A 26,135-nucleotide genomic window follows, 5' to 3' on the forward strand; every position below is an offset into this window, starting at 1 on the left:
CCCGTTAGTTGAACAACCGCTGCCAGTAATTTACTGACAGCCATTTTATTTACTAAGGGGATTCTTTAATTAAGTTGTAGAAAACGTATGATTTCACCGTCAATTATTTCTTCGCTAAACCTCTGAAACCCCAAGGATTCATACAGGTTCCCAGCAATCAAGTTGTCGGGTCTGTGCCCGATCATTAATCTATTACAACCATTTTGACTCATAAGATCAATTAATTTTTCCATTGCTTTTTTGCCAAAACCATTCCCTTGATGATTCTCATCAATCATCAGTGCAGGTATCCAATGGTTACCGTCTTCGTCGGGAGTTTTACAAAAGACAATAAATCCAACTAGCAACGCCTCTGAATATATTGCACGCAACTCAAAATCATGAACGAAATTAGATTCTGCAATCCAATAAACAACAGGAGCTGGAAAAACACTGTTTTGTTCTTGCTTTACATTTAACTTGGTACAATCGTACCAGTTCTCAATTGATACTGGCTTTAATTCAATAACCACATAAATTCCTCCAGAATTTTGATATCACAGAGGAATTCCTCTGTGATTATAATTGAACTTCCTCCGTAACAACCACGACAGCAAAGATTTTCTTCATACCTCACCACTCCCTTCAATAATGGAACACATATCCAATAGTATACTACTAATTAATTCTTTGCGATTAGTATAAAACTGTTATAAAAAAGATTTCTCGAGTCCTGCCTTAGTTTGATCATTCGCCACGTTATCCTGCCCGTTAGCTTAATACGTTCAATTAACAAGCATACCGTAGACTTATTGGAAAGGCACTTATGACCAGTTCATTCCATATATACCTATCACAACATATACAAAAGCTATCAGCAGAACCCAGTATAAGAAATTAAACGGATTATCCCCAAGGTTAAGTTGGACTTTTATCCAATATAGCGGAGCTTTCATTATCCCCCTCCTATAGAGTCAATTAATCATTAAATAATATTAATAATATAAGGTGAATATAAATAATGTAAATATTTATATACAAAAAAAATATTAAATATGTAATATAATTCATAATAATGCTAGATAATTCCTATCTAGCATATTCCCATTGATTATAGAGGAGGTCCATCCGTGAAAAAACAAAGCATACTGCTCTTATTATTCACAATCTTGCTGTTCGCAGTTACTTCACAGGTTAGTGCAGAAAGCACTTCAGTTTACTCGGAAAGTTTGTTGGATAATAGCACGCAGATACTTCCTGTGAGTTCTACCAAGACATTACTCGTAGATAAAATAAATCGTCAAATTCAGCTTCTCGAAATAAACACTGGAAAGATCGTATGGAGTAAGAAGTTTCCTGCCATATATGATTGCGAGGTTCTCATGAACCCAACCAAAATTGTAGTCATTACGGAAGAGAAAAATAAACCTCTGAAAGTAACATTTTCTGTGGAAGGAACGCAGTTAAGTCAGCAGATTTTTGCTACGATAAATCTAACCGAGAATCAGAAGCTTCAATGGTCTCCTGCTAGTCCTCAAGAGAAAGAAAGGTTTGCTCTTGTCAATGAAGACCATATTCTCGTATATCAATCTCCGTGGAAGAAACCCGTTATAAATATATCTATTACAGTACCAAATGATAAGCAGTATGAAAGCCCAATTGTCCAAGACGTTCAATTCAAATCCCCGTACGCCGTAGTCAAAATTTACGGGAGCGGTATTGGTCAGTCGTTGGATTATTATAAAATCATTAACTTGGTAACAAAAAAAGTCAATGTATTCGCGTTAACCTGGAATGTGAAAAGTAGGTTTGTAGTTGAGGGATCGACATTGGTTGTCAATACTTCAAGTATTAGCGGCAGTCCCTTAGGAGTTCCAACAAATACATTGCACACAATTTACGCAAGATATGACTTAAAGACAAACCAAGTTACTTCGAGTATAAAGCGCACTTTTACCATGTTTGATTCCAACTGGTCTTCTAGTTACTTTAACGGTTATCTTCTCATTACGGATTCTGAACAAAATCAACATGCTCTATTTCAACAGAATGGTAAACTCGTCGCTCAGAGACCTGCAACGGCAACCGATTTACACAGCAGATTGGTCGGTTACTACAACGAACAAGCATATAACATAGCTTGGACTGATACTAAAACTGTTGAACTACTTGCCGACAAAATAAATTAACTAAACCTTCATCAATTCGACTAAACCCAAATTTTATTACAATGGGGATGTGAGTAGCACGTTCCCCAACTCTACTGCTCGTTAGTTGAAAAAAGGTAGCCGTTCACTGACCGGCTGCCTTTTTGACTTTATTGAGCTATCGTGTTCCGTTAGTTGAACGACTAACTGCACCATCGAATCCGACTTTTCTACTTTCGCTTAGAACAAATCAACGTAATTTCCCCTCAAGTTGCCTCGACCTTTTCTCAACGAATACAAACGTTGTGGAAGTCAACTTGGACTTATAAGTGATTTCTAGTTAAAATACTTGTTGATAATATAATTTGATTTACGAATTAAAGGAGTAGTTGAATGGCGACACTGCGAGATAAACAGGAAAATGGTACTTATGTTGAATTCTCTTTTTTAAAGTGCATAACAGGTGATTACGAGGGATGTCGACTTAATTTTAAATATTATAAGGAAAATAAAATAGACTATGAGTTAGATTTTGGATGGACAAATCTGACGATAAGAAATTATGTTGAAGTGACTTCGAATTTTCCGCTTGAAGAGTTAAACAACTTTAAGTTAAATGAATTGTATGAATCTTTTGAAAATCATCTTTATGCATTGGGATGGACTAAATTTAAAGAAGAGAACACATATAGGCTCCACTTCTCTGGATCTCAACAAGATTTTACATTAATTGTAATTGATGATGAAGTCAGACAATTTGGACACGTTTTAAAAACGGAATGGGAAAAAGGACTTAGTCTAGCATAGGCATCTTTCAACACATATTGTAAGTATCCTGCCCGTTAGTTCAATAAAGTGCGATTAAACTTGCATAAACATGAGTATTTTTCCACTTAAACCACTATCAGCGACAATGTAGGTAGCATTGTGTCAATAACGATTATGTAGGCACTTTTGTGTCATTGGACATCGGATGTGTCACATTTCGTAAATCGTGATAATTACAAACAAAAGGAGCCTCACTGGCTCCTTTTGTTCTACGAACATTAAAAAATCCCCGTTTGGCGATTATAATAATTTTTTGCGGTCTTCAATACCTTGGTTATAAATGTTCAATATTGTAGCAAGATCAATTGTTGTGTTCTCTATCCTTTCAACTATTTATTCTTCTGCTTTGCAACTTGCATACCGCCGATGATAAGCATGATAATCCCAATTACTGCTAGAATAATCCGAACTAAGAATGGACTCAATGAAAACACAGTTTCACCTTGCCAGTGCAATCCGAACAACCTTTCATTCAGCCCCACAATCGCCAATAATGGCGTAAGAAACAAACTCAGCGCTAATAATACTATCCCCGAAATAATATTGCTATTCATTGATTCAAAACCTCTTTTCCAATTAAGATAAATGAAGATTAGTTCACAATAAAACGATCTATCATTGCCTTAGTCTGCAGTGGAATCCATTCGGGATGTTTCATTGGGTCAAATAATAGTTTTTCCACGCCAACAGCTCCTTATCTAAAGTATCCAATACTATTGATACGGAAAATTATGTAAGTTGTTTCAGTTAAACTATCCTGCCCGTTAGCCATGCATGCAGCGCAAGCGCCGCACCACAGATGATGGAAGTAATTTCGTTCTTCCATGGGAGTATAATAAAAAGAGCAGGATACCGAAGCACCTGCTCATCAATGTGTGTCATTCAACTATCGTGTCCCGTTAGTTTAACGAACACTTCATTAAATCTTATATCCATTTAATAAAAAAGGTATTGTCAAATTTCACGTTGTTCCTTTCTGCCCAAATAGCCAAATCCGCTACGCCTTTCTCTCCATTCTTTACAAACCTAAAACACATATTGATTGGGATAATTTGTGCTCTATAAGGCTTTATTCCAATAACAGGGTTTTTGGAATCCCCCATGCTCATGATGACCTTAATTTGCTCCGCTTTAATTATTCGTCCATTTAATAAGATCGTTTCATCATGCAGGTATAGCTCAATTGGCTTCTTGAATGTTCGATATATGGACCATAACATGACTACTGTAGAAAAACAGAATATCACAATTGCGGTGAACCGTAGTATCGTACTGTCCTTTTCAACCAATGATCCATTTATTAGAAAGAGTGCACATAAAGCAGCCATAGATATAATGTTTTTTATCCCCGAAGGATTTCTGACAGTGTATTTGAATTGACTAAGCTCCAAACTTTTTCGACCTCCCCTAACCCATTTTCCGTTAGTACCATAATACTATTTTTATCCATAACCAAATAGTGAATTTAGGGTTTTCCATATTACAGTCTAGGTGAACCAATTTTTGCACTATCCTGCCCGTTAGTTCAATGAAAAAGCAGGATACCGAAGCATCTGCTCATCAATGTGTATTATTCAACTATCGTTCTCAGTTAGTTCAATTAAGTTACGTTTGAAAATGTTTGTATAGGTCCATGTGGGTCTTTTTGTACTAGCTAATCCGCATCCATGCACATCCATTTGCAGACTTATGACTGCTATGACTCCCCTACGAATCCCTTTACTTTTGATGCAAAAAAAACCCAGCTATTATCATATCCTACGTCAAACGTCCACCCGTTAGAACGCAGCTTCTCGCCTAAATAGATGTAATCGGCACGTTGCTTATCGTTTAGGATAACATCTAAAGTTCCGTCACCAACCTTGAACTCATTCATGTAATCGTGCAATTTCCACAGGATATCTTGCTTATCAATATCTCTTTCCATTCCAATGTGTAAGATAATTGAATCGATGGCATCATCCAGTTTCTGGGTAACAAGAGTTTCGTTTTTCCAATTATTATCTAGTTGATACTGTATAGTTTCTTCAAGTTGAGCTAGTTCTCGGTAAATGTAAGCATTCAATAATTCATATTTCAATTCTTGATTTCTGATAACATGTTTATGATTCATAAATAATTCAACATTCCCGATTAGCGATACTACTAGAATTACTTTAATCCAGTCTATTTTCCTCATACTTTCTCCAATCGCTCCTGAAATATCGACCACTTCCAATAAAGTGCAGTCACACATCTATGGCTGCTTAGGGGTCGATCACTCGTGACAAAGCTACTCCAAATCTGGTAGTAATGTATTAAACGTTTTAATGAAGAAAAAGTTACAAGCAGGTTCCACTAACCTGCCCGTTAGTTGAGAAAACGGCAGCCGATTTCCGACTGCCGTTGAGTTCGTTTTGATTGAGCTATAGTGTCCCGTTAGCACAATAATTTAGGGGTTTATATTATTTTCACTTACATGTGTGACAACGAATCCTGAATCGTAATTGTGACGGAATGTGATTTGATAATTTTCTGTTTTCTTATCTACCTCGTTATTAATAACTTCATGTACACTCGCTAAAACATCTAATTCGTAAAATCCCCCCGTAACCTCTCTCATATCGGTTACTTGAAATGGGTCAAAGTAATAAACATTTTCTTTCCCTGTCTTTAAGTATTGCTTTTCTTGGAGTGCCCATAGTGTCCTCCGTTGCAATTCAGTTGTTAACATTCGCTCCAATCGTTCTTCCCTTGTTTGTGGGGATCCCCATAAAGCAATCCATTCAATTGCATCTTTTCCTTTAGTCGTTTCATCATGTGGTTGAGCAACACTTGCTGACTGAATGGATAGTATCGCCCCAATGGAAAGGACTAGAGTAGATATCAATTTATTTTTCATATTATCACCCACCCATAACTTCCCTCATTTGGCTAGGTTTTATGTACCAAGAAAATGTTCTGTTAAACTGCCCGTTAGCTGAACAACGTTACACGTTGTACCAATACATCGGATGCTCAGCGATTTGATCAAAACCAAGTTTGTTTGCAAGAGATATTGATACTTGATTATCTGAATGACAACTCCAGTTTGGTATTAGTTTTTTACTACGACAGTCATTGATAAACCCGATACCAACTTTAGTTGCGAGCCCTTTCCATTTATGCTCCTCGATTGTAATAATATCAATCTCAGCAAAACCTCCGCCAACGTAAGGGGATGAACAAACGCTTATGATTTTATTCTCTTTTGTAATAAAATGTCCAATGCCTCGCTCATTAAAGTGCTTGTTAGAATCCCACACCAGCTTATAGTAAGTATAGAAATCCTCGCGATATCTATTCGAGATATCTTCGTTTAGAACTTCATAATGCAATCCTTCATTGATCTTTATATGTATGTCTTTACTAATTTCAATAAACTTTTGATCATTAAGTCGGAAATAAGTGCGTTTTATTTTATTTGCATGTACTAGTCGATATTTCTGGAAAGCCCTTTCCCATTCGTCTGTGAACATCGCCAATGCATAAAAGCCAATGTGGTTGTCTTTATTATTTAGAAAGTTTGCTACCGCGTCATTAAATCTATGATCTGTAGCAGTACCAACTAAGCAATAAAACCCACCGCAGCTAATAAGAAATGCAGCAGTCGGATCTATTTTACTGTTTACAAATATCTTTCCTTTTTGCGTCTGTTCAATTACTGAAAACGCAAAGACTGCTTTGTTTTGGATTTTTGAAAACATCGGTAATACTTTAGTAAATTCGTTCCTACTCAGCTCGAACATAGCCCACCTCTTTCATTACAATTATTCGACAATAGTTTCAGTTCACCTTTAACACGCTATCCTGCCCGTTAGTGCAATAAAAGACTGCCGCAGCAGCCTTTCCGTTAGTTGAATATTCTAATCTAATTTTAATGCAGAAAAAATGAGCTGATCGAGGTTTTAGTGGAGCGTGAAAGCCTTATTTCTTTTTAATTCTTGAAATTTGGCATTCTCCTGTGTTTCGTTTTTTGTTCGAATGCAAATGCAATACGAATTAGTGTCGGTTCACTAAAAGCCGTTCCTGCGAATGTAATTCCAAATGCTCTTCCATTCTCTTGGAACCCAGCAGGAACTGCTATGGATGGATAACCCGCTCTCGCACATATATCAGCTCCGACATAAGAAGGAAACAGGATTGTATCCAATCCATACTTTTCTAAAGCATAATCTATACCCCTATTTTGTGAATAATATAAATCAGTAATAGACTCTAGAATATATTTCGGACTCTTTAATGGCTTATCTAGTGTTGATCGATATTTCAATGAATCTTGTCCATATTTCAGAGCCTTCTCCGTATTCTGTTCGTTCCATTCAATTAATTCATTTAAAGTATGAATAGGAAGATGAGCGGGGAGACTTTGCAAATAGTGTTCAACAGAATGCTTAAATTCAATGTTCATTTTGTTATATTCCCACTCTTTATGGAACGATGGAATTTCTACATCTTCTATTACTATGGCTCCAGAATCTTTAAGTTTTGCCACAGCATCATTAAATAATCTTTCATCATACTCGCCAATGTCACGATATTTCTCAGGTGGAACATTTCTGAAAACGCCTATGGTTGCATTACTTAATCCGTCTTTATCCAAAAATGCTGTATAGTCCACATTAGAATGTTCATTCTTCCAGGTAGCGGGATCTCTTTCATCCTTGCCCGCAAGAGCACCCAATAAGATCGCTGCATCAGTCACAGTCCTTGCCATAGGTCCAGCTGTATCCTGAGAATAGGTCCACGGAATTATTCCTAATCGACTTATTAAACCTACGGTTGGCTTTATGCCAACAATAGCGTTCTGTACAGCTGGGCTTAAAATAGAGCCAGATGTTTCTGTCCCAACTGCGATTGTAGTAAGATTTGCTGCAACGGATGCGGCAGATCCCGTACTAGATCCACCAGTAAAAAAATCCCCATATGGATTTTTTGTTTGCCCCCCTATTGAACTGTATCCCGCCCACATTGATGAAGACATCCCATTTGCCCATTCTGTCATATTTGTTTTCCCAAGAATAATTGCACCTGCGTTCCTTAGTTTTTGGACAAGGAAGGCATCCCTTGAGCTTACATGGTTTTCCAAGGCTAGTGCACCCGCACTTGTATGCATTTTATCATTTGTTTCAATATTTCCTTTCAATAATACAGGGACACCATGTAAAGGGCTTCTTGCTCCTACTAATTTTCTTTCTTGGTCTAATGCTTCTGCAATAAAAATCGCATCTGGATTAATTTCCATAATAGAGTTTATCATCGGGCCACTCTGGTCAATCGTTGCGATCCGATACATGTAATACATTACAAGCTCTCTTGAAGTAACTTCCCCCTTATCCATTGCATCCTGTAATTCAAGTATCGTTACTTCTTCACTATTTAATTTTTTTAATCCAAAGATATGTTCCATGATGAGCTCCTACTTTCGATTTTGGGTCATTTCATTCATGTGAATCCTATGATCCTAATTATAGAATTGACTGCTTATAAATATATATATAAAACAATTACTATTCGTATTGCACATAAAAAGGCTTGCGGGTTTACCCCGACAAACCTTATGATCTAGTTATTTTTTGAGTACACAATTTTTTTGATACTATCATGGGAAAGGCAGAATAGTTCTGAGAGCTGATCAATATTAGATCCCTCACCGAATTTCTGGCGAATCTGGCTGTTTCTGAGGTTCAGGTAATTTCTGTTCCCTGATTTTTCACCCCACTTTTTGCGAGACCCTTCAGAGTTGGGGATGTATACCATTCGACCTTGCACATACTTCTGTATTTCCTTAAGTAAGTCTTCTGGCAATAAAGCTTCAGCACTTATATATTTCAAAGTAGATCTACTCCTTAAAATAGAATTTAATTTTAAGGTAGCAAAACCTATACTATAAACTGTTTTCACCATACAAGTCTGAATGAAAACATGCGATTACTTCATTATGCTCCATACAAATAACCGCCGTGGTCATAATATAGACTTTGCATGGAGCTTGTTATTTGCGGCATTATTGTTGTTCAATCTTAACCCTCCTTATCGCGATTTCACGATTTATGATAACCTATTACTAATCACACTTCTTAATAATTATTCTATGTTATTCAAGTTAAATCCTTCTTAACATTAAGCTATCGTGTCCCGTTAGCTCAATAATGATGGTCATAAGTTTTACCGATCTTTTAAAGGTGCATGCCCCTTCAACCAGTGCCACTCGCTTTCTTCTCGAAATCTTGATACCCATCCCTCAGTAGGTTTATCCCACTCCGTATACTCTAGTATCGCATTGCAGAATTTTTCGGAATTTTTATGATTCGGTTCATTGAGCAAGTTATTAATAAGATCCAAAAAGTTATCTGGTTTATTCTTTGCATTTTGTAACTCTGTTAGAAACCATTTGTGATATGGATATAAAATTTTATTGTGTGCTAGAATCATACGTCCACCATAAAGAATTAACTCGTTAATTGCCCATCCCAATAAATACTTGTCATTTCGCTTTTCAGCTTCTGGAACAAACCAGCGTGACGCTTCTAAATGAGCATAAAAAGACTCTATTTTTTCTTTCTGCTCATGTTCCAGATAAATAGGAATCTTTTGAATTAACTTTTCTAGATCAGGAACATGTGAATAGGCTACGAACGCCCCAACATATGCTGCTCTTGTCGGCTCATTTCCTCTTTCGGCAACTTCATATAAAAACCTCAAATTTACAACTGTACCATCAATATAACCGTTTGGATAAGTACAAACATCATTACGGCAATAATGAAAATCCTTGATTAATTCTCTACGCTGAAATTCCTCATCGGTAACGACAAGGATAATATCTACATCCGAATCTTCCCTTTCCCTACCCTTTGCGATTGATCCTCCTATAATTAAAGCTAAATATCGTTTGTCCTCATGTAATTCAGATACAAGATTCTGAATTGTCTTAGCATGGTGTTCCCACATTGACCCCACTCCATTTCAACAAAATCTGATGCTAGTGTTAGGATAACTAGAATTAGGTATGATCGCAATCATTTTCAGATGAATTATCCTGCCCGTTAGCGTAACGAAGGACTACCTTAGGGTAGTCCTTTAAATACCTTTTATTTTCTTTATCAACTAGGAAGGGATGAGTTGATTATTAAGAATCAAATAAAAATACAATACTGCTCCAATAAGGCGGTGGTATTTTGCTCTCATAACGTGGAGTACATTCCTTGATACTTTGGGAAGTACTAGACTCAACCTGTGGTTTCTATGGGGCGCTGCCTCTTGTGCATTATAATTACCATCGTAATTCATCTGCGTTTTGTAATTCGGTATTATTCATTTTGAATGTCTTTGCTTCATCTACGTTTAAGAAGATCCTCGTAGATGTATAGATACCCGTGTCATCAGCTGGCTCAATAAGAATATCAGCTGACTTTTTTTGTTGAGTGTCTATAACTTCTTTCAATACAAAGTTAAAAATCCCTATTGCTTGAAAGATGGTAAGGCTAACTGCCATTATTATAAGTTCGGATTTCTGTATATAGTTTATAGAAATTCGTTGATCCTCTTCCAATGCTTTTTTGAAAAGATGAGCATCCGGCGAGGAGAATTTATCCATTTTCACATATTGTTTAAATGGTGTCTCATCTATCAGAGAACGATACAATTTTGAAAACCACATTGCGTCATCTTGGCTAAGGGGCAACTCCGGAACAAATGAAACACCTAATTTTTTTTCGAGTTCATAAACCATGTTCCAAAATTTCAAAGATTCTAGGTTCTCTTTATTATCCAAATCAGATTTGTCTGCTTCAGGAAAAGGGTAACCACTAATTTTTGCGGATCCCTTTTGGAATGCATCATATAGTGTTAAACTCTCGATAATTTCCTTGATACTTTTGGCTTTATCTATATTTATATTAAAATTGAACTTCATCATACCTTTCAATTCGTCGAGAACATATGAAACTGTAAATGCCTCATCTTGGACGCTTCCATATAAAATTTTATGCATATCGGCATAAGGTTTTCGTTCAACCATGACCTGTTTATCAATAGCTCCCCCCTGAAGTGTTATAACAAACGAAGGTGGAAATGGCTCTGGGGCGATAATGAATTCTTGCATTTCCTGATTCGCGGTGAGAGGGAATTTTATTAGATCTGTAAAATCAAACTTTTTACCATTTATAGTTAGTGACGAGTTCTCTAACGGGATCTCTTGCTGTGTTCGATAAGCGTACTCCATGATTTCCTCAGCTGTTTTTAATTCATCATTGTAAGGAGCTACTGAGATTTCCATCTGCATCTCTCTGTTATTCGTTGTTGTCAGAATTGCTGCACCCTCCGGCCCTTTAGCGTATTTAAAATTTTTAGGTAACTTAGAATTTAAATAATCCAGTATTTCCTTCGGTACACTAATCTCTTGTTTATCTTTTTTGAAGGCATCTCTAAAATTTGCGAACACTTTACCAATCCTCCTTCAATTCCTTAAAAACAAGAATTTTCGAACATAGGATCAATCTTCCCTGTTTATCTGCACTGATTTTATCCATAATGAACGAGATTAATTCCTCTCGGTCTGCTTCTGAATGAACTACCAGATACTTAATATGTTTGAAATCTAGCTTTAGCCAAGAGTTTTCTCTTATAGTGAGGCCATTGGAATACATATTTATTGTATCTGGATTTAAATGCTGTTGAGGCAAAATTAGTGGCATTTCTGAGTCTCTGGGATTAGGGATAAACCTCCACTCTCTTTCGTCATGAAAGTTCATATATTTGTTTTCAGAACCAGTAGTCATATTCCCATTTAGGGGTTTCATAAATAATAAATTCATTAGTAAGTAATTATTATATTTTTCATATCGGGTTGAATCATCTATATCGTCAATTTCTAGGGCTAGGTTAAATACGTGAGCGAAGTCCTTAATAAGATCTGATTCTGTGTTAACATAATTGATAGGCTGAATACCATTATCTATTCCCCATTCTTTATGAAGACCTATCCCATAGTCTCCGTAATTTTCCATATGATGCACAAGTTTGTTGAGATGGATGTCACAGAAACACTTCATAGGAAAACAGATAGATTTAATGTCCTTTAACTTTAAATAGCTGATATCTTCCAAGTTATAGCGGGGAATCAAAGCTTTATTAAGGAGTGTCATTTTAAGATAATCTAATTTCTTCATGAAATTAAAAAGAACATTTGCGCTTTGTTTCGGGACTAAATATGGTGAGTGAGTATCAATAGGCACATCTAGTACTTGTATTTCTGGATTTTCCAGAGTTGTTTCTTCCAATGGATCTGTCAAGTAAGGGTCCTCCTATGAGAAAAAATTATCACCATAGCCAAGATAAGTAATGAATTATGCCGTGTTATTTTACCTAGTTATATATATCACATTAGGAGATACTACTAAAAATGTCCAATGGAATGGAAGCTTCCAATTTTAGAGATGATCTAGCTACGATCATCTTCTCACTGAACTTGAGCAGAGACGCTAACTAAATGCATGTTGAAACATTTCTCTCCTTGCCTCCTGATACCTCTCATTTGCATCTCGTGACGAGGAAGATAACGTACTAATAAATTCATCATTAACATCTAGAATTCTTAAAACAGGCTCAGAAAAATGATATGAAACGTAGCTTTCGATATGATCGTCCACTTGGCTAGCGTCAATCTTTTTACAAAAAAGTGAATAACTATATTCTGTAATACGAAGATCACGCAACTTACTCCATACCGCTTTTTTGTTGCGGCGAACACCCTGGAATAAAGTCATCCACGTCTCGAGATAATTTAAACGAAGATATTCTGTGATTTGAGTCTTGGCGAGAAGATCTGCCGCCTCCCAGTCCGCCTTAAATTTAAGGAAATTCTCATAGTCCTCTCTCTTAACCCATTGGGTTGAAGTCTCAATCATTCCCGATCTGTGATAATTATAGGAGTATGTAACATATGTCATCTCACATTCCGCACAGTGAAGGCTGATAGCTTCCTCTATTCGTCCCCAATCATCCGATCGACATACCGATCGCACGTAACCCTGACCACAAGGGCAAGGCTTTCTATCATCACTGAAAGTCTCCCAACTCATACCGCGCCACCTTTCAATATCTTAATAGTAACTGGTATCTAACTATTTTTGTTTTTTAAACTGTCCACTTGACAAGGAGCACTTCAATTCGGTGTCTGATCCGTATGAACTAACCTTTTATTCAGTATCATATCGTCTGGGTGGAATTTGTGCACGGTTATTTATAATGTACTTTGCCAATTCAGTTTGTTTCTTTATCAGATTTAAACACACGATAATAGATTATTGTATTAAAGATTATCATTAAAAAAGAGCATAATAAACCAGACCCAGAATAACACTTTCTTTTAAAATAGGCTGAGCCTCAATAGATAGGGAGCGACAATCTGTGATGTACCGTGATCCGTTGGAGTCAGATTGCATCACTACCAAATTTACTGACGGTATTGACGAAATATCCATTTCAATGTTCATAATTGCAACTCCTTCTTCTACCTTTTCTACACACTCCAGCGCAAGGTTAAGATATAAAAGGCTTACCTACCGCCGTCATGCAGCACAACACCGCGCGCCGAGAGCTGCGCGCGGCAATAGATCTTCTTCTTTGCTACGACAATGGCCAACTCGTCGTTTTTTTCTTCTGTCCACTGCCTCGATACTTTAATAGTGCAATTAATTTTTCACCTTTCACTGCCTTTTTTTTACTTTTCATCAAAATGAGTATAATAGTTTCTAGTATTCTTTATATCCTTTATTAAGTCTTCTAACTTTATATCTTGGCTTAAAATAACAATAACACTTCAACATCTATTAGTTTTATTGTACTTATTTACCAGCCTTATAGACTCTAAGATTTGATATGTTTTGATTTGATTAATGCGTATTGCAACAATTCCTCTTTATCCTCTGGTTTCATTTGTCTTAAGATATTTAGAAGTTGTAACTCCTTACTTGATAAATCTGCCATTATTATCTGATGAGAGCTATTTCTTTGACTTCCTTTTAGTAGCCAATCCAGAGTGACTTCGAATTGGTTATGTATCGAAAGAATCGTATCCATCGAAGGATTACAGTTGCCCTGTTCAATATCACTCAAAGTCCCTTGGGATACATTAATCTGCTTTGCAAATTCAATTTGAGTGAGACCAACAGCTTTTCGTAACTTTCGAATATTCTGTCCTATGATATTCATTAGTCATCTCCATTTTTATTCATTTCGGAAAGTGTCAATTTACGTTTCCAGATATAAAGCTTGAATAAAATAAATTGCCACTTTCCGTAATATAGATACTTTCCTCTGATTTTATTAAAACCCCCGCAGTCATAGGCTTTCTCATGATTGCGAGGGTTTCAGTTGTGACAGTTCATCTTATTTCTTATGACATTAGTTCATCCAACGTGTGACAACAGTACGTATTACCCACACTTACTTCACAACCACTAAATTTTATATGCCTTCATCGCTTTACGAAGCTCTTTAATTGTTGGGCGCTTACCGTACATAAGTACACCTGTGCGATAGATCTTCGCGGATAACCATCCGAAGAATAAGATTGAGATCACCAGAAGCAGGATCGATACCCATATTTCCCATACCTCTATTTCACCGATACCAATTCGTACAATCATGGTCGTTGGCGATAGAAATGGGATGAATGAAGCTACTTTCATCAACATGGTATTTGGTGCTCCCATACTGAAGCTTCCCACGTAGAATGCAGCAAGCGATAACATCGTAATCGGCATGATAGCCTGACCTAAGTCTTCTGTACGGCTCACAATAGAGCCGACAGCTGCGAACAATACTGCGTATAGGAAATATCCCAAGACATAGAATGTGAACCCGTAGACTAACACATCTATACTGACCTGTGAGAGATCTATATTGAAATCTGCAAGCACTTCTTTATTCTGTGGCATGAATAGATTTCCTAAGATCACCAGTACGAATACAGCAATTTGGGTCAAGCCCACCAAGAACATCCCGATAATCTTCCCGAACATTTGAGTCAATGGTGATACACTTGTGATCAGGATTTCCATAATCCGTGAGCTTTTCTCTGTCGTCACTTCAGAAGCGATCATGTTGCCTGTAGTCATGGAAGTAAAGAAGAATAGAATAATCAGGAGATACACCACTCCGAACTCCATCATCTGTGTTGATTTATCTTTGTCATTAGCCTTAGGAGCAGAAGCATCTGCATTTATATTTTGTGCATTAAATTGTACAGGAGTTTTTAGTTCAGCAATTTGCTCAGGCGTCAGTGAGTCCTGTACAATAACCTGCATCTTAACAGCCTGTAATGCACCTGAAAGCTCTGCCTGTGCGACCGCATTCAGACCATCATCTTCGTCAGAAGAATATACAACGGACGGGAATAGTGTCTTCTGATCTTCTGAGAACTGTAGATATCCGTCAATTGTACCGGCTTCAATATCTTTCTTTAAACTTGCTACATCGGATGTATCATATTTCACGAAAGTAAATTCATCATTGTTCTGTGCCTTCCAATAACTATCTAGCTGTTCAGCCACTTTAGCCTGCTCTCCATATACCAGACCTATCTTCGTACTACCTGACTTCAAGTCTTCCCCCGTAAACAACTGAATGAAATAAGGAATATTAATAGCAATAGACATAATAATAGCCAATATTAGCGTTGTTATGAGAAACGCTTTGGTTCTCACCTTATTGCGAAATGTAAATCCAATGACAGTACCTAATTTATTCATGAGATTCACCTACCTCTTTTATAAAGATTTGATTCAATGTGAGTTCCTTTAACTCGAACTTCTCAACAACACTCTGCTGCATCGCTGTCTGCAATATCTGTTGAGCGGCGGATGCATCGGAAATATTGATCAAATACCCACCTTGTTCCTGAATAGTCACCTTAGTTACGAACGGAATATTCTCAAGTCCAGTGATTTCACTTGTCGTTCCTAAAGCTACCTGTTCGCGTGGATATCTACTTTTGATTTCCTTCAGACTTCCCTGAACAATCGGGTTAGAACGGTGCATAATCGTAATGTTCCGGCATAACTCTTCAACGTGTTCCATTCGATGTGTCGAGAATAGAATACTGGTTCCTTGATCACGTAGCTCCTTAACCGTTGCCTTTAATAACTCCACATTCACAGGATCCAATCCACTGAATGCTTCATCGAGTATGAGGATCTGAGGCTTATGCACAACAGCAGCAATGAACCCAATCTTTTGTTGATTCCCTTTGGATAATTCTTCAATTCGTTTCTCGTAATATTCAGGGACTTCGAAGCGCTCTAACCAATACCGTATGCTCTTATCTGCATCCTTTCGAGACATACCTCGAAGTTGAGCCAAATAACTAAGTTGCTCACTCACTTTAACCTTCGGATAGAGCCCTCGTTCTTCAGGTAGATAGCCCACGATTTGCCGAAGTTCATCACTATGAGGTTTACCATTGTAGCGTATACTTCCTCCATCGGGATATATAAGTCCTAGTACCATACGCATAGTTGTCGTCTTTCCAGCACCGTTTGCTCCAAGAAGTCCATAGATCTCACCTGTCCCTACTCCTAGAGACAATTCATTTACTGCTGTCTTATCTCCAAATTGCTTGATTACCTTTTCCAGCTTCAGTGATTCCATAATTATTCTCCCCTCTCAGACTGCGCTATGACAGCCTCATCTCTTTGAATCCACAGACTTAATATTTCATCTAGCTCTAATCCACGTGTCTTCATTAGTTGTATTCCTGATTGTTGTAAGAGATTCTCGAGTTGCTTGCACTCTGTTGTAATTAAGCGCAACACACCTATGGACTCCTGCTGCGCAGACACAATACCAGGTAAATCCTCTACCATACTACTATCGCCTTTCACCCATACTTCCTTCCAATTATCCAGAAGACTATCTTTCTCGACCATCCCAAGTATTCGCCCCTGATGAACAAGGATGATGAAATCTGCAAGTCTCCTAATCTCATCTACAATATGGGTAGACAATAGAATTGTCGATTCTCCCTGTGCCATATATTCTTGAAGCTCATCAATCATTCTCTTCCAGGCAAAGGGATCAAGCCCAGATGAGGGTTCATCTAACAGTAACAACTTAGGACGTGATGCCAAAGCGACCGAAATTTCAACTTTTCTTCGCTCACCCTTGGACATTTTGTTCAACTTCGTGTTAGCCGGAATATTAAACGACTTGAATAATTTCTGTAACAGCATATCATCCCAATCTGTATACCAATAGGAACGAAACTTGGCGACTTCTTGCGCTGTCATGAGGTCTTCTTCAAGGTTAGACTTCTCTGATACATAGCCAATTTGTTGCTTAATTTCTGGTGGAATCCCACTAGGATAGGACTGACCGAACCATGTAATATCCCCTTCATCAGGTATCACGGTCTGCATCAACATATTCATCATCGTGCTTTTTCCTGACCCATTCTCTCCTACGAGGACAACCACATATCCTTGTGGAATAGACAGATTAAGGGGACCTATTATTTTATTTCTTCGCTTCTTCTTAACAGCTACCATCTGCACAACCATCTGCTCCATAACGATTACTCCTTCCCAATCTTAGGATGATATTTACGGGCTACTATATCTAGAAACAATCTCTTTATCTCTTCTTCACTGCACTGAACGGATATCCCAGCGTCAATCGCTTTGCCCAAAGCATCCTCAACAGATTCTCGCTTGAATGTTTCCCTTTTGGAGTCTCCAACTTTTGCAACAAAAGTTCCTGTTCCTTGCTTCGTTCGGAGTAACCCTTCCCCCTCTAAATCCTGATATACTCTTCGAACCGTAATGACACTACAATTCAATCCACTAGCAAATTCTCTAATCGATGGCAAAAGAGTATTCTCCTCGATCTGACCATTTATGATAAGCGATCTTAGTTGCGTCTTGATCTGATGATACAATGGTTCCGCACTATTCTCGTCTATTTGAATCGGTATCCACACCTTTCACACCTCATTTCTCAACTCTTGTGTAACTAATTACAGAAGATCTCTATGTTGTAATCTTCGAAAGGTTAACTTACCTAATAAAGCCAAACTAATCATTCCACCTACTAAAGCGCCCCACATGACAGGCGATAATACTCCCCACTCATTGCTCATCTTTATTGTATATAACAGCAGATTGCCCCCTAGTGACCAAATGGTGATTGCTACAATAACCGTAATAACCATCATCACCATGGTTAACCAGAAATATTTCCGTCCACTATTAGTGAATTCGAGATGAATATAGATCCCTGTGACACCTAGCGCATATCCAATCCATGTGAGCGCAAAGCATATGTAATTCCCTATAGATATTTCCGATCTCAACTGAGAGCTAAATCCATATATGATACTAAAGACAATCACGCTATTCATCGTAAATGCAATTAACATCTGAATATATCTATAGCACATAATGACTTGGGGTGAGATAGGTAGTGTTCGTAAATAGATTAACATTTGTGTGTATGAATCATCCGTCAAATATTTAAAATACTTCTTTGAGAAATAAAAGCCCAACATCGGAATGATAATTAGTAACATGATATCTGCCATTAGAATAAATTGGTTCTGATCATGATATAGACTCCCGATAAACATACTCATCGAGACACCGATATAACTCATAAAGATAAAAGACATGATCACCATGTATTTATCAATTTTTATATCCTTTTTAAAAATCACCCAAGCATCTCTTATTACAGTGTTCACGCTCATCGCCTCACTCTTAAAGATTATTGTTCTTTATCATTGTGGAATCTCACTGTTATGGTGGTGTGTTCGGTGTGCTTACTGTATATATCTTTATACACAGTATAATGTGTGCTTAAACATACGTCAAGAGTTATTTGATATTTTTTCCATAAAAAAAGACCCCCCAGTTATACTGACGGATCTCATCATTAGAATGCTAATATCTCTTATAACACTGTCTTCCTACATACCGAAAATAGCTTCCCACATTGGCTTCGTATGACCACCTGGATATAGAAGGTATAACAGTGTGTATACAGCAACACCTGTAATCGCCGTAAAGAACCACATAATTGAAGTCACTCTTCCCCATTTACGATGCTTCGCAAACTTGGCTTTAAATCCGAGTGTCAGTGTCGTAAGTCCAAATACCGCCGCAACCGTTGCCAGGGTAATGTGGAATATCAAGAATACGCGATAATAAATCTCAAGATCATCCGGTCCGCCCCATTCGGTATTACCCACGAATATCGTGCGTGATGAGTAGATAACGAAGAAGATTAATGCTGCAATAGCTCCAGCAATCATGACCTTCTTATGTGCTTCTTTCCTACCCTTAATAATAAGGATCCAACCAATGGCAACTAATACTGCACTTATGACTATGAACGAGGTACTTATCGTTGGCAGCAAGAAATATAAATCCATGTATATCCTCCTAAAAGTTTTTTTGTAGCAATGCTTCTTGAAAATACTTCGCAAAAAAACTAGCTTCGGAAGCATTACCTTTTTTTAGCGTTACTTCCGTGTAATCACTTCGTAAAAAATCACTTCGTAAGCGCTACTTAGTTTTTTTATAGCAGCGCTTCTTGAAAATACTTCGTAAAAACTAGCTTCGGAAGCATTACCCTTTTTTAGCGTTACTAAGTTTTCCTACGTATGATTCAATGTACTATCCTTTAGCTCACTTGGATTCATATCATCATCTTCGCGATTCTCTTTCTTATACCAGTGAAAGAATACGTAAGCCAATATCGAAGCGAAAATAATCTCCTGTATGAACTTCATCAGAATACCGCCGACCTGTTGATCAACAAGCGGTGACATGAGATTAAAGAATGTAGGACCACCGAACTTCTCCAACATCGCTAAAGGATCTCCACTAATGCAATATCCCATCGCTTGTGCCCAAACATTCGGATCACTGTATGTAGTATACATCGGCTGGGAAGCAAAAATAATTAATCCACATGCTGGAGTCAATAATACCATATTTAAAAAGATATATCCCATTTTGCCAAGACTAGACCCTTTTTGACTCTCAGGTAATGGGTTAAGAAGTGTCCACCACATTAGCATAGCTGTTACGAACAATACAAGATAATACAACCGGTGTACGTTAAAGTGCAACATGACATAGTCGTGAATAGCTGGAATGTGATAGAGAGAGAATAATCCATTGAATAACAGGGCCGCCACCACCGGCTTCGCCAGAAATTTCAAACTCCGCAATGGATTCACCTTCAATAACGCTCGCCATAACCAACCAGGAATTCCCATCATGATTAACGGAGGTGCCACTAAATACGAAAGCGCCATCGTTAACATATGGAACGAGAACATCATATGACCTAATATACTTACTGGCCCGCCCTGCGCAAGATAGAGCATAAACATACCTGCGATAAACATACCTTTCTTCATCCATGAGACTTGCTTGGCTCCTTCTAGCTTCTCACTAAGTGGACCCACAACAAGCAAATACCCCACAGTTAAGAGTAACATGAATACCAGAAATAATGGACTCCATAAGTCCGCAACACTAAAGTATTCTAATCCGAGCATCTAATAACCTCCTACATAACAAGGCGTATTTTGTCAAAATACGTACAATTTCATTGACAATAACCCATCCAAGAAGAAACGGCTACACAGTCCCTTTAGGGGCGAGTATCCGTCTCTTCATAAATATAAGGAATAGCATAACAAGTGAAACTTATACATTCTTATATTTTAAAAAGAAGAGGTGGCATGAGCCACCTCTTCTCATCTTACCACCACATCCAAGACAATGCAGTAATAATAGCCGTACCTGCTACAAAGAATCCACCTAACATGAATATGATCGGAATCATATGTCCTTTATCCTTCAAGTGCATCCAGTATCCCATCTGTACAAACACCTGCAAGACGGCCATCACCAACAAAATGAGGATGGTAAAGGCTGGATTCACGCCACCTGCACCTACCGCTGCAAAAGCGATTAGTGTCAACACGATGGAGAAGATAAACGCTACAATATGTTTCTGAGGGCCCTCATGACGGTGCCGTTGATTAACAAGTTGGTGCTTATTCTGTTCATCTACAGTCATGACTTAACCCACCTTTCCAAGCAAATAAACGACCGTAAAGATAAATACCCATACTACGTCGATAAAGTGCCAGTACATAGCGGACACGTAAATCTTCGGTGCCGTCACGACCGTTAATCCTTTTTTATACAACTGTCCAATCAGAACGCCGATCCACATTACACCGAAAGCTACGTGAGCCCCGTGGAATCCGACCAATGTGTAGAAGGCTGAACTGAAAGCACTAGTTGTCAATCCGAAATTATCTTTATGCATGTACTCATAAAATTCGTAAATTTCTAGACCTAGAAATCCAAATCCTAAAGCAACTGTGATAATTAACCAGATGATTAGTTCTTTCACCTTATGACGATGCAGCGCTTGAATTGCAAACACACTAGTTAAACTACTTACTAGCAAGATAAATGTTGCAGCTGCCGTTATTGGCAGACTGAAAAGTTCAGCTGCCGTAGGGCCTTCATTCGTCTGATTGCGAAGTGTAAGGAATGTCGCGAAGAGAGTACCAAAGAGTACGGCCTCGCCACCAAGAAATAGCCAGAAAGCAAGAATTTTATTACGACCTTCAAGTGTTGCCTTCTCAGGATAATGAGGCAATTGGCCTTTTCCATGTTCTGTGTGTGCATTAGCCATGTTTATACCCCCTCCTCTTGAAATTCCTCTGGTTCAATGTGCCAACCATGATCATCAAAGAGAGAACGCATCAACATTGATCCGAACGTGATGAGAAGTCCTAATCCACAGACAATCCAGTTATTAAATATAAAGCTCATAAATGAACTAGAGAATTCTTCTCCGCTGAACATTAAACCAAGACCTGCGATAAAAATACCAACGGACATTACAAACGGAAGTATAGTTGGTGAAGGCATATGAATTGGTCCTATAGGCTCTGCAGGAGTCATTTCTGTGTTTCCAGCCGCTTTTTCTTTCCAATAAGCATCAAGACCACGTACAAGTGGTATTTGCTTGAAATTGTATTCTGGTGGAGGAGAAGGAATCGTCCATTCTAATGTGCGTCCATCTTCCCAAGGATCATTAGCACAACCTCTTGGCTGCATGAATGATTTAATAATATTAATCGTGAAGAAAATGATACCCACGCCCATCAAGAAAGCACCTACGGTACTGACTAGATTCATCGTGTCAAACCCTTGATTCGGCAAGTATGTGAACACACGACGTTGCATTCCCATAAGTCCAAGGAAATGTTGTACGAAGAATGTCATATGGAACCCAATTGCAAAGGTCCAGAAGGTCCATTTGCCAAGCGTTTCATTAAGCACACGTCCGAACATTTTCGGCCACCAATAATGAAGTCCTGATAGTAAACCGAACACCATACCACCCACGATAACATAGTGGAAATGGGCTACGACGAAATACGTATCATGGAACTGAAAGTCTGCAGGAGCAGATGCCAACATGACACCCGTTACTCCACCCATGGTGAATGTTGGGATAAACCCAACTGCAAAGAGGTTAGCCGCCGTAAATTTCACTTGACCGCCCCACATCGTGAACAGCCAGTTGAAGATTTTAATACCCGTCGGAACTGCAATTAGCATCGTAGATATAGAGAACAAGGCGTTCGCGACAGGTCCAAGCCCTGTTGTAAACATATGATGCGCCCATACCATGAATCCTAAGAATGCGATCAAGATCGTTGCAAATACCATGGAACTATATCCGAATAACCGCTTACGTGCGAATGTAGGAATAACTTCTGAAATAACACCGAACGCGGGTAAGATAAGTATGTATACTTCTGGGTGCCCAAATATCCAGAATATATGTTGCCATAGAACCGGATTACCCCCACCATCGACGTTAAAGAAATTCGCACCTAGTACTCGGTCAAATGTTAATAGTACTAGACCGACCGTGACAGCTGGGAAAGCGAACAAAATCATCGCTGAAGTAACAAATGAAGCCCATGTAAACATCGGCATACGCATATAGGACATGCCTGGTGCTCTCATTGTTATGATTGTAGCTAGGAAGTTAAGACCCCCAATTAATGTACCCAGTCCCGCAATCTGTAAACCAACGGTATAGAAATCTACCCCATGCGAGGCACTATACATTGTACTAGATAACGGCGTGTACGCTGTCCAACCGGCATCAGGTGCGCCACCCATAACCCAACTAAGATTCAATAAGATTCCTCCGAACAAAAATGTCCAGAAACCTAAAGAATTCAGAAATGGAAATGCGACGTCACGAGCACCAATTTGTAGAGGAATGATAGCATTCATAAGTGCGAACACAATCGGCATAACGCCTAGGAAGATCATCGTCGTACCGTGCATCGTAATTAATTCATTAAAAGTCTGTGCTTCTAACATGTCATTCATCGGTTTAATCAATTGAAGACGAATTAAGATGGCCTCGAATCCGCCGATTGCAAAAAACAATCCACCACCCAGTAAATAAAGAACAGCGATTTTTTTGTGGTCGACAGTCGTTAACCAATCCATTAAGCCCTTGTAACGCTTAACACTATGCGCGTGAGCCAAGGTTGTGTACCCCCTTTAGAGTCCTTGCTGATTAGTATACTAATTTGTAATTGGCTAAGTATTCTGCAATGCCATCAATTTCAGCATCGGTAAGTCCTAAATCCTTAGGTGAAGGCATTTTATTTCCTGGTTTCACTGCTTGCGGATCATGAAGCCATTCTTTCAGGTTATCCACAACGGGGTTTCCTTCATCATTGGTCTCAGAGTTCAGCAAGATACTTGCAACCGATTCACGTGAACCGATTCCGGTAAGATTCGGTCCAACAGCGGTCCCTTGATCACCAACAGCATGGCAAGTTAGACATTGGTTCTTGAATGTTTCTGCAAGTGCCTTATCTTCAATAGCTACCATCGGCGCCTTTATAGCCGCTGTCCATTTCTCAAAGGATTCCGGACTTACGGACTTCACTTTGAACTCCATGAACCCGTGGGAAGGTCCGCATAATTCTGCACATTTACCACGATATACCCCTTCTTTTGGAGCACTGAAGCTGAAACGGTTAATCGTTCCAGCTGGGTTTGTATCCATTTTTCCGGATAGTGATGGTACCCAGAAAGAGTGAATTACATCTGCAGTCTTCAGTTCAAACGCAATGTTCTTATTCGTTGGAATGATCAAATCCTGAGCTGCAGTAATGCCATACTGAGGATATTCAAATTCCCACCAATATTGATGTGAAGTAACCTTTACTTGGATAGCATTCTTATCATTGGCATGATCATCTCCAAATGCAAATACCTCTTTTACTGTAGGTACAGCAAGAACAAGAACTAATATCAATGGAATAACCGTCCAAATCACTTCTAACTTGAAATTACCTTCGACTTGTTCAGGCATGCTATTATGTTCAGGTTTTCTTCTGAACTTAATGATTACATACGCTGAAATTGCAAACACAATCAGTAACACAACTAACATAATCGAGATTGAAAGCTTAATTAAATCATACTGACCTTGTGCCACAGGCCCTTGTGGTCTTAATACCGACAAATCTTCGCGGCCACATCCTGCCAAGAGCAAAGAAAAAATTGCTAGCATTGGAAGAAGTCGTTTCATAACCTGCCATCGTCTCATTAATTATCTACCCCACTTCTGATGCAATTTTACATATCTTTCAAAACATTATCACTTAAAAAAGCCTTCATTTTACCCAAAATATTAACATGTCAATTAAAATAATCACCTATTTTAATATAAGTTTAAGGTAGTACTTTGTCAATGATTGGCGCTTAGTTCACAAAATGTTCAAATATCAAAAAAACAGCATGGTGTAGGCATTTGTAATCGATTTCAAACATCGAAAATAGCTTAAACATTAAGTAGTGTCTCTAGTAATTGCACCCTACCGAAAACCTATTCTCTGTATATTTGACTAAATTGTGTCTTTTAATAATATTATATTGTGCTAATATCCTAGTAATATCCAATTAATTTAGGCACAAAAAAACCGTATTCCACGGTTCATAACCGTAGAAAACAGTCTATAGAGGTCTTCCATTATGTTCAATTCATTGTATTATGAAACGGATGAATTCATACGTCCCAGTTCATGTTCAACCACAGAGGTCAATTCCTCTTCATATCCTCCCATAATATGATATTTCCGGACGTAATCCTTTACAAACTTCTTAGGATCCTTAGGCCGGAAAATTCGTGTCATTTCCCGCAGACTTTCCTTGACTTCGTTATGACCTTTCGTTGCCATAATTGTTCCCTCCCAAAACGCTGAATGAAAAGCTAGGGTTTAGAGAATGCCGAAAAGATCTTCCTTAAAACATCGTGAAGTAACAAGCATTATGAGTTGGATAGAAAGCTCTTCGTCACCGCCAGGCATCTAACAATATAATTACCCAGAACCAGTGTAGCTGAATCACTCATCCACATTATATCATACTTCCCAATATCTTGGGTGAAATGATTCCTTTTTTCTTTTATTGAGCTTGACGGATTGTTATACCCTATCGCAGAACACTCAATAGTCCTCTTATTTAACATGTTATGCTATGTGATGCAATTTCAACTCTGTCATCTGCTGACTAATGATTATTAACTTCTGCGGTAAAAAACTTCCTCATAACTTGTCTAGCCTATACATAGGGTAATAGGGATACTTGGTTTAGCTAATAAGGAGCGTGGTCTACTCATGTCCCCATTCAAATCTTCTTCTGGTTTACCTGAACATATTGCCGCTGCGTTATGTTACTTATTTTCTTTTGTTGGAGGAATCGTCTTCTTAGCTGTGGAACGACGTAGTCAATTTGTTATGTTTCATGCATTACAATCCGTTATATTCTTTTGTGGGATGATGATCATACATGTTATCTTTGGCTTCATTCCGCTTATTGGGCCACTGATCGCATCATTGTTATCCATCCTTACCCTAGTCATGTGGGTGGTATTAGTGGTAAATGCCTTTCAAGGACGATGGTTTAGAATTCCCTTGATAGGTGACATTGCTGAAAGTCAGTTACGTCATCTATAGAATTCCCATATTTTACAGTTTTCTTTTGCATCTTTTCTTCTTAAAATAGATATATCCATTACTTGGAG

General features: G+C 38.2%; 30 protein-coding genes. 3 read left to right on the forward strand and 27 right to left on the reverse strand.

Annotation, left to right across the window (positions count from 1 at the left end):
• Window positions 1-65: 65 nt before the first annotated feature.
• Entirely contained in the window at window positions 66-512 is a 447-nt protein-coding gene (locus BW961_RS20815; RefSeq protein ID WP_076576847.1) for a GNAT family N-acetyltransferase, read from the reverse strand.
• Window positions 513-1,109: 597 nt separating this feature from the next.
• Here BW961_RS20815 and BW961_RS20820 point away from each other — a divergent pair.
• Together BW961_RS20820 and BW961_RS20825 are read left to right on the forward strand one after the other, a co-directional pair.
• Window positions 1,110-2,168 carry a hypothetical protein gene (locus tag BW961_RS20820; RefSeq protein WP_068591850.1) on the forward strand — a complete coding sequence of 353 codons (1,059 nt, stop codon included), beginning with the start codon at window positions 1,110-1,112 and terminating at the stop codon, window positions 2,166-2,168.
• Between the two features lie 351 nt (window positions 2,169-2,519).
• Complete coding sequence (locus BW961_RS20825; protein ID WP_068591852.1) at window positions 2,520-2,933, forward strand: hypothetical protein; 414 nt, start codon at window positions 2,520-2,522, stop codon at window positions 2,931-2,933.
• Between the two features lie 350 nt (window positions 2,934-3,283).
• On the opposite strand, the gene BW961_RS20830 is transcribed toward BW961_RS20825, so the two are convergent.
• From BW961_RS20830 to BW961_RS20945, 26 genes are all read right to left on the reverse strand, one after another.
• A complete protein-coding gene (locus tag BW961_RS20830) occupies window positions 3,284-3,508 on the reverse strand; it encodes a hypothetical protein (protein WP_068591855.1) in 225 nt (74 codons plus the stop codon).
• Window positions 3,509-3,701: 193 nt separating this feature from the next.
• On the reverse strand, window positions 3,702-3,836 hold the full coding sequence (locus BW961_RS31610; RefSeq protein ID WP_280175217.1) for a hypothetical protein: 135 nt from the start codon (window positions 3,834-3,836) through the stop codon (window positions 3,702-3,704).
• A 44-nt stretch (window positions 3,837-3,880) separates the two neighbouring features.
• On the reverse strand, window positions 3,881-4,345 hold the full coding sequence (locus BW961_RS20835) for a hypothetical protein (RefSeq protein ID WP_068591856.1): 465 nt from the start codon (window positions 4,343-4,345) through the stop codon (window positions 3,881-3,883).
• A gap of 305 nt (window positions 4,346-4,650) precedes the next feature.
• Complete coding sequence (locus BW961_RS20840) at window positions 4,651-5,133, reverse strand: hypothetical protein (RefSeq protein WP_068591858.1); 483 nt, start codon at window positions 5,131-5,133, stop codon at window positions 4,651-4,653.
• A gap of 252 nt (window positions 5,134-5,385) precedes the next feature.
• Complete coding sequence (locus BW961_RS20845) at window positions 5,386-5,835, reverse strand: hypothetical protein (RefSeq protein ID WP_068591859.1); 450 nt, start codon at window positions 5,833-5,835, stop codon at window positions 5,386-5,388.
• A gap of 88 nt (window positions 5,836-5,923) precedes the next feature.
• Window positions 5,924-6,721: a GNAT family N-acetyltransferase gene (locus BW961_RS20850; protein WP_068591861.1), complete on the reverse strand. Its 798-nt coding sequence runs from the start codon at window positions 6,719-6,721 to the stop codon at window positions 5,924-5,926.
• A 188-nt stretch (window positions 6,722-6,909) separates the two neighbouring features.
• Complete coding sequence (locus tag BW961_RS20855) at window positions 6,910-8,382, reverse strand: amidase family protein (protein ID WP_044875993.1); 1,473 nt, start codon at window positions 8,380-8,382, stop codon at window positions 6,910-6,912.
• Window positions 8,383-8,537: 155 nt separating this feature from the next.
• Entirely contained in the window at window positions 8,538-8,807 is a 270-nt protein-coding gene (locus BW961_RS20860) for a CD3324 family protein (protein WP_068591863.1), read from the reverse strand.
• 333 nt (window positions 8,808-9,140) lie between these two features.
• Window positions 9,141-9,926 (reverse strand): nucleotidyltransferase domain-containing protein, encoded by a 786-nt coding sequence (locus tag BW961_RS20865; protein WP_068591865.1) that lies wholly within the window; start codon window positions 9,924-9,926, stop codon window positions 9,141-9,143.
• Between the two features lie 322 nt (window positions 9,927-10,248).
• Window positions 10,249-11,418, reverse strand: a complete 1,170-nt coding sequence (locus tag BW961_RS20870) for an abortive infection system toxin AbiGii family protein (protein WP_068591866.1) — start codon at window positions 11,416-11,418, stop codon at window positions 10,249-10,251.
• Between the two features lies 1 nt (window position 11,419).
• The gene (locus BW961_RS20875) at window positions 11,420-12,268 is read right to left on the reverse strand and encodes an abortive infection system antitoxin AbiGi family protein (protein WP_082867699.1); all 849 of its coding nucleotides are present in this window, start codon (window positions 12,266-12,268) and stop codon (window positions 11,420-11,422) included.
• A 189-nt stretch (window positions 12,269-12,457) separates the two neighbouring features.
• Entirely contained in the window at window positions 12,458-13,057 is a 600-nt protein-coding gene (locus BW961_RS20880) for a hypothetical protein (RefSeq protein ID WP_068591869.1), read from the reverse strand.
• A 641-nt stretch (window positions 13,058-13,698) separates the two neighbouring features.
• Window positions 13,699-13,791: a HEPN domain-containing protein gene (locus BW961_RS31965; protein WP_394327656.1), complete on the reverse strand. Its 93-nt coding sequence runs from the start codon at window positions 13,789-13,791 to the stop codon at window positions 13,699-13,701.
• A gap of 53 nt (window positions 13,792-13,844) precedes the next feature.
• A complete protein-coding gene (locus tag BW961_RS20885; RefSeq protein WP_068591871.1) occupies window positions 13,845-14,189 on the reverse strand; it encodes a helix-turn-helix domain-containing protein in 345 nt (114 codons plus the stop codon).
• Between the two features lie 248 nt (window positions 14,190-14,437).
• Window positions 14,438-15,730, reverse strand: a complete 1,293-nt coding sequence (locus BW961_RS20890; RefSeq protein ID WP_068591873.1) for an ABC transporter permease — start codon at window positions 15,728-15,730, stop codon at window positions 14,438-14,440.
• The gene (locus BW961_RS20895) at window positions 15,723-16,628 is read right to left on the reverse strand and encodes an ABC transporter ATP-binding protein (RefSeq protein WP_068591875.1); all 906 of its coding nucleotides are present in this window, start codon (window positions 16,626-16,628) and stop codon (window positions 15,723-15,725) included. The genes BW961_RS20890 and BW961_RS20895 overlap by 8 nt, the downstream gene beginning before the upstream one ends.
• Before the next feature lie 2 nt (window positions 16,629-16,630).
• Entirely contained in the window at window positions 16,631-17,545 is a 915-nt protein-coding gene (locus BW961_RS20900; RefSeq protein ID WP_068591876.1) for an ABC transporter ATP-binding protein, read from the reverse strand.
• 5 nt (window positions 17,546-17,550) lie between these two features.
• Window positions 17,551-17,955, reverse strand: a complete 405-nt coding sequence (locus tag BW961_RS20905) for a GntR family transcriptional regulator (RefSeq protein WP_068591879.1) — start codon at window positions 17,953-17,955, stop codon at window positions 17,551-17,553.
• Window positions 17,956-17,991: 36 nt separating this feature from the next.
• Window positions 17,992-18,714, reverse strand: a complete 723-nt coding sequence (locus BW961_RS20910; protein ID WP_139331707.1) for a hypothetical protein — start codon at window positions 18,712-18,714, stop codon at window positions 17,992-17,994.
• A gap of 225 nt (window positions 18,715-18,939) precedes the next feature.
• On the reverse strand, window positions 18,940-19,404 hold the full coding sequence (locus BW961_RS20915) for a DUF420 domain-containing protein (RefSeq protein WP_068591883.1): 465 nt from the start codon (window positions 19,402-19,404) through the stop codon (window positions 18,940-18,942).
• Between the two features lie 225 nt (window positions 19,405-19,629).
• Window positions 19,630-20,541, reverse strand: coding sequence for a cytochrome c oxidase assembly factor CtaG (gene ctaG / locus BW961_RS20920; RefSeq protein ID WP_068591885.1), 912 nt, complete (start codon window positions 20,539-20,541; stop codon window positions 19,630-19,632).
• A 206-nt stretch (window positions 20,542-20,747) separates the two neighbouring features.
• Window positions 20,748-21,068 carry a cytochrome C oxidase subunit IV family protein gene (locus tag BW961_RS20925; RefSeq protein WP_068591887.1) on the reverse strand — a complete coding sequence of 107 codons (321 nt, stop codon included), beginning with the start codon at window positions 21,066-21,068 and terminating at the stop codon, window positions 20,748-20,750.
• A 3-nt stretch (window positions 21,069-21,071) separates the two neighbouring features.
• Window positions 21,072-21,698, reverse strand: a complete 627-nt coding sequence (locus BW961_RS20930; protein ID WP_068591889.1) for a cytochrome (ubi)quinol oxidase subunit III — start codon at window positions 21,696-21,698, stop codon at window positions 21,072-21,074.
• Between the two features lie 2 nt (window positions 21,699-21,700).
• Complete coding sequence (gene ctaD, locus BW961_RS20935) at window positions 21,701-23,545, reverse strand: cytochrome c oxidase subunit I (protein WP_394327657.1); 1,845 nt, start codon at window positions 23,543-23,545, stop codon at window positions 21,701-21,703.
• A 70-nt stretch (window positions 23,546-23,615) separates the two neighbouring features.
• Window positions 23,616-24,659: a cytochrome c oxidase subunit II gene (coxB, locus tag BW961_RS20940; protein ID WP_068591892.1), complete on the reverse strand. Its 1,044-nt coding sequence runs from the start codon at window positions 24,657-24,659 to the stop codon at window positions 23,616-23,618.
• 442 nt (window positions 24,660-25,101) lie between these two features.
• Window positions 25,102-25,290 (reverse strand): hypothetical protein, encoded by a 189-nt coding sequence (locus BW961_RS20945; protein ID WP_068529070.1) that lies wholly within the window; start codon window positions 25,288-25,290, stop codon window positions 25,102-25,104.
• Between the two features lie 438 nt (window positions 25,291-25,728).
• Here BW961_RS20945 and BW961_RS20950 point away from each other — a divergent pair, with 438 nt between their 5' ends.
• Window positions 25,729-26,067: a DUF4870 domain-containing protein gene (locus tag BW961_RS20950; protein WP_068591894.1), complete on the forward strand. Its 339-nt coding sequence runs from the start codon at window positions 25,729-25,731 to the stop codon at window positions 26,065-26,067.
• The last annotated feature ends 68 nt before the right edge of the window (window positions 26,068-26,135 follow it).

The sequence above is a fragment of the Paenibacillus macquariensis genome (genome assembly GCF_900156375.1).
In the GTDB taxonomy this organism is placed as follows: domain Bacteria; phylum Bacillota; class Bacilli; order Paenibacillales; family Paenibacillaceae; genus Paenibacillus_AQ; species Paenibacillus_AQ macquariensis.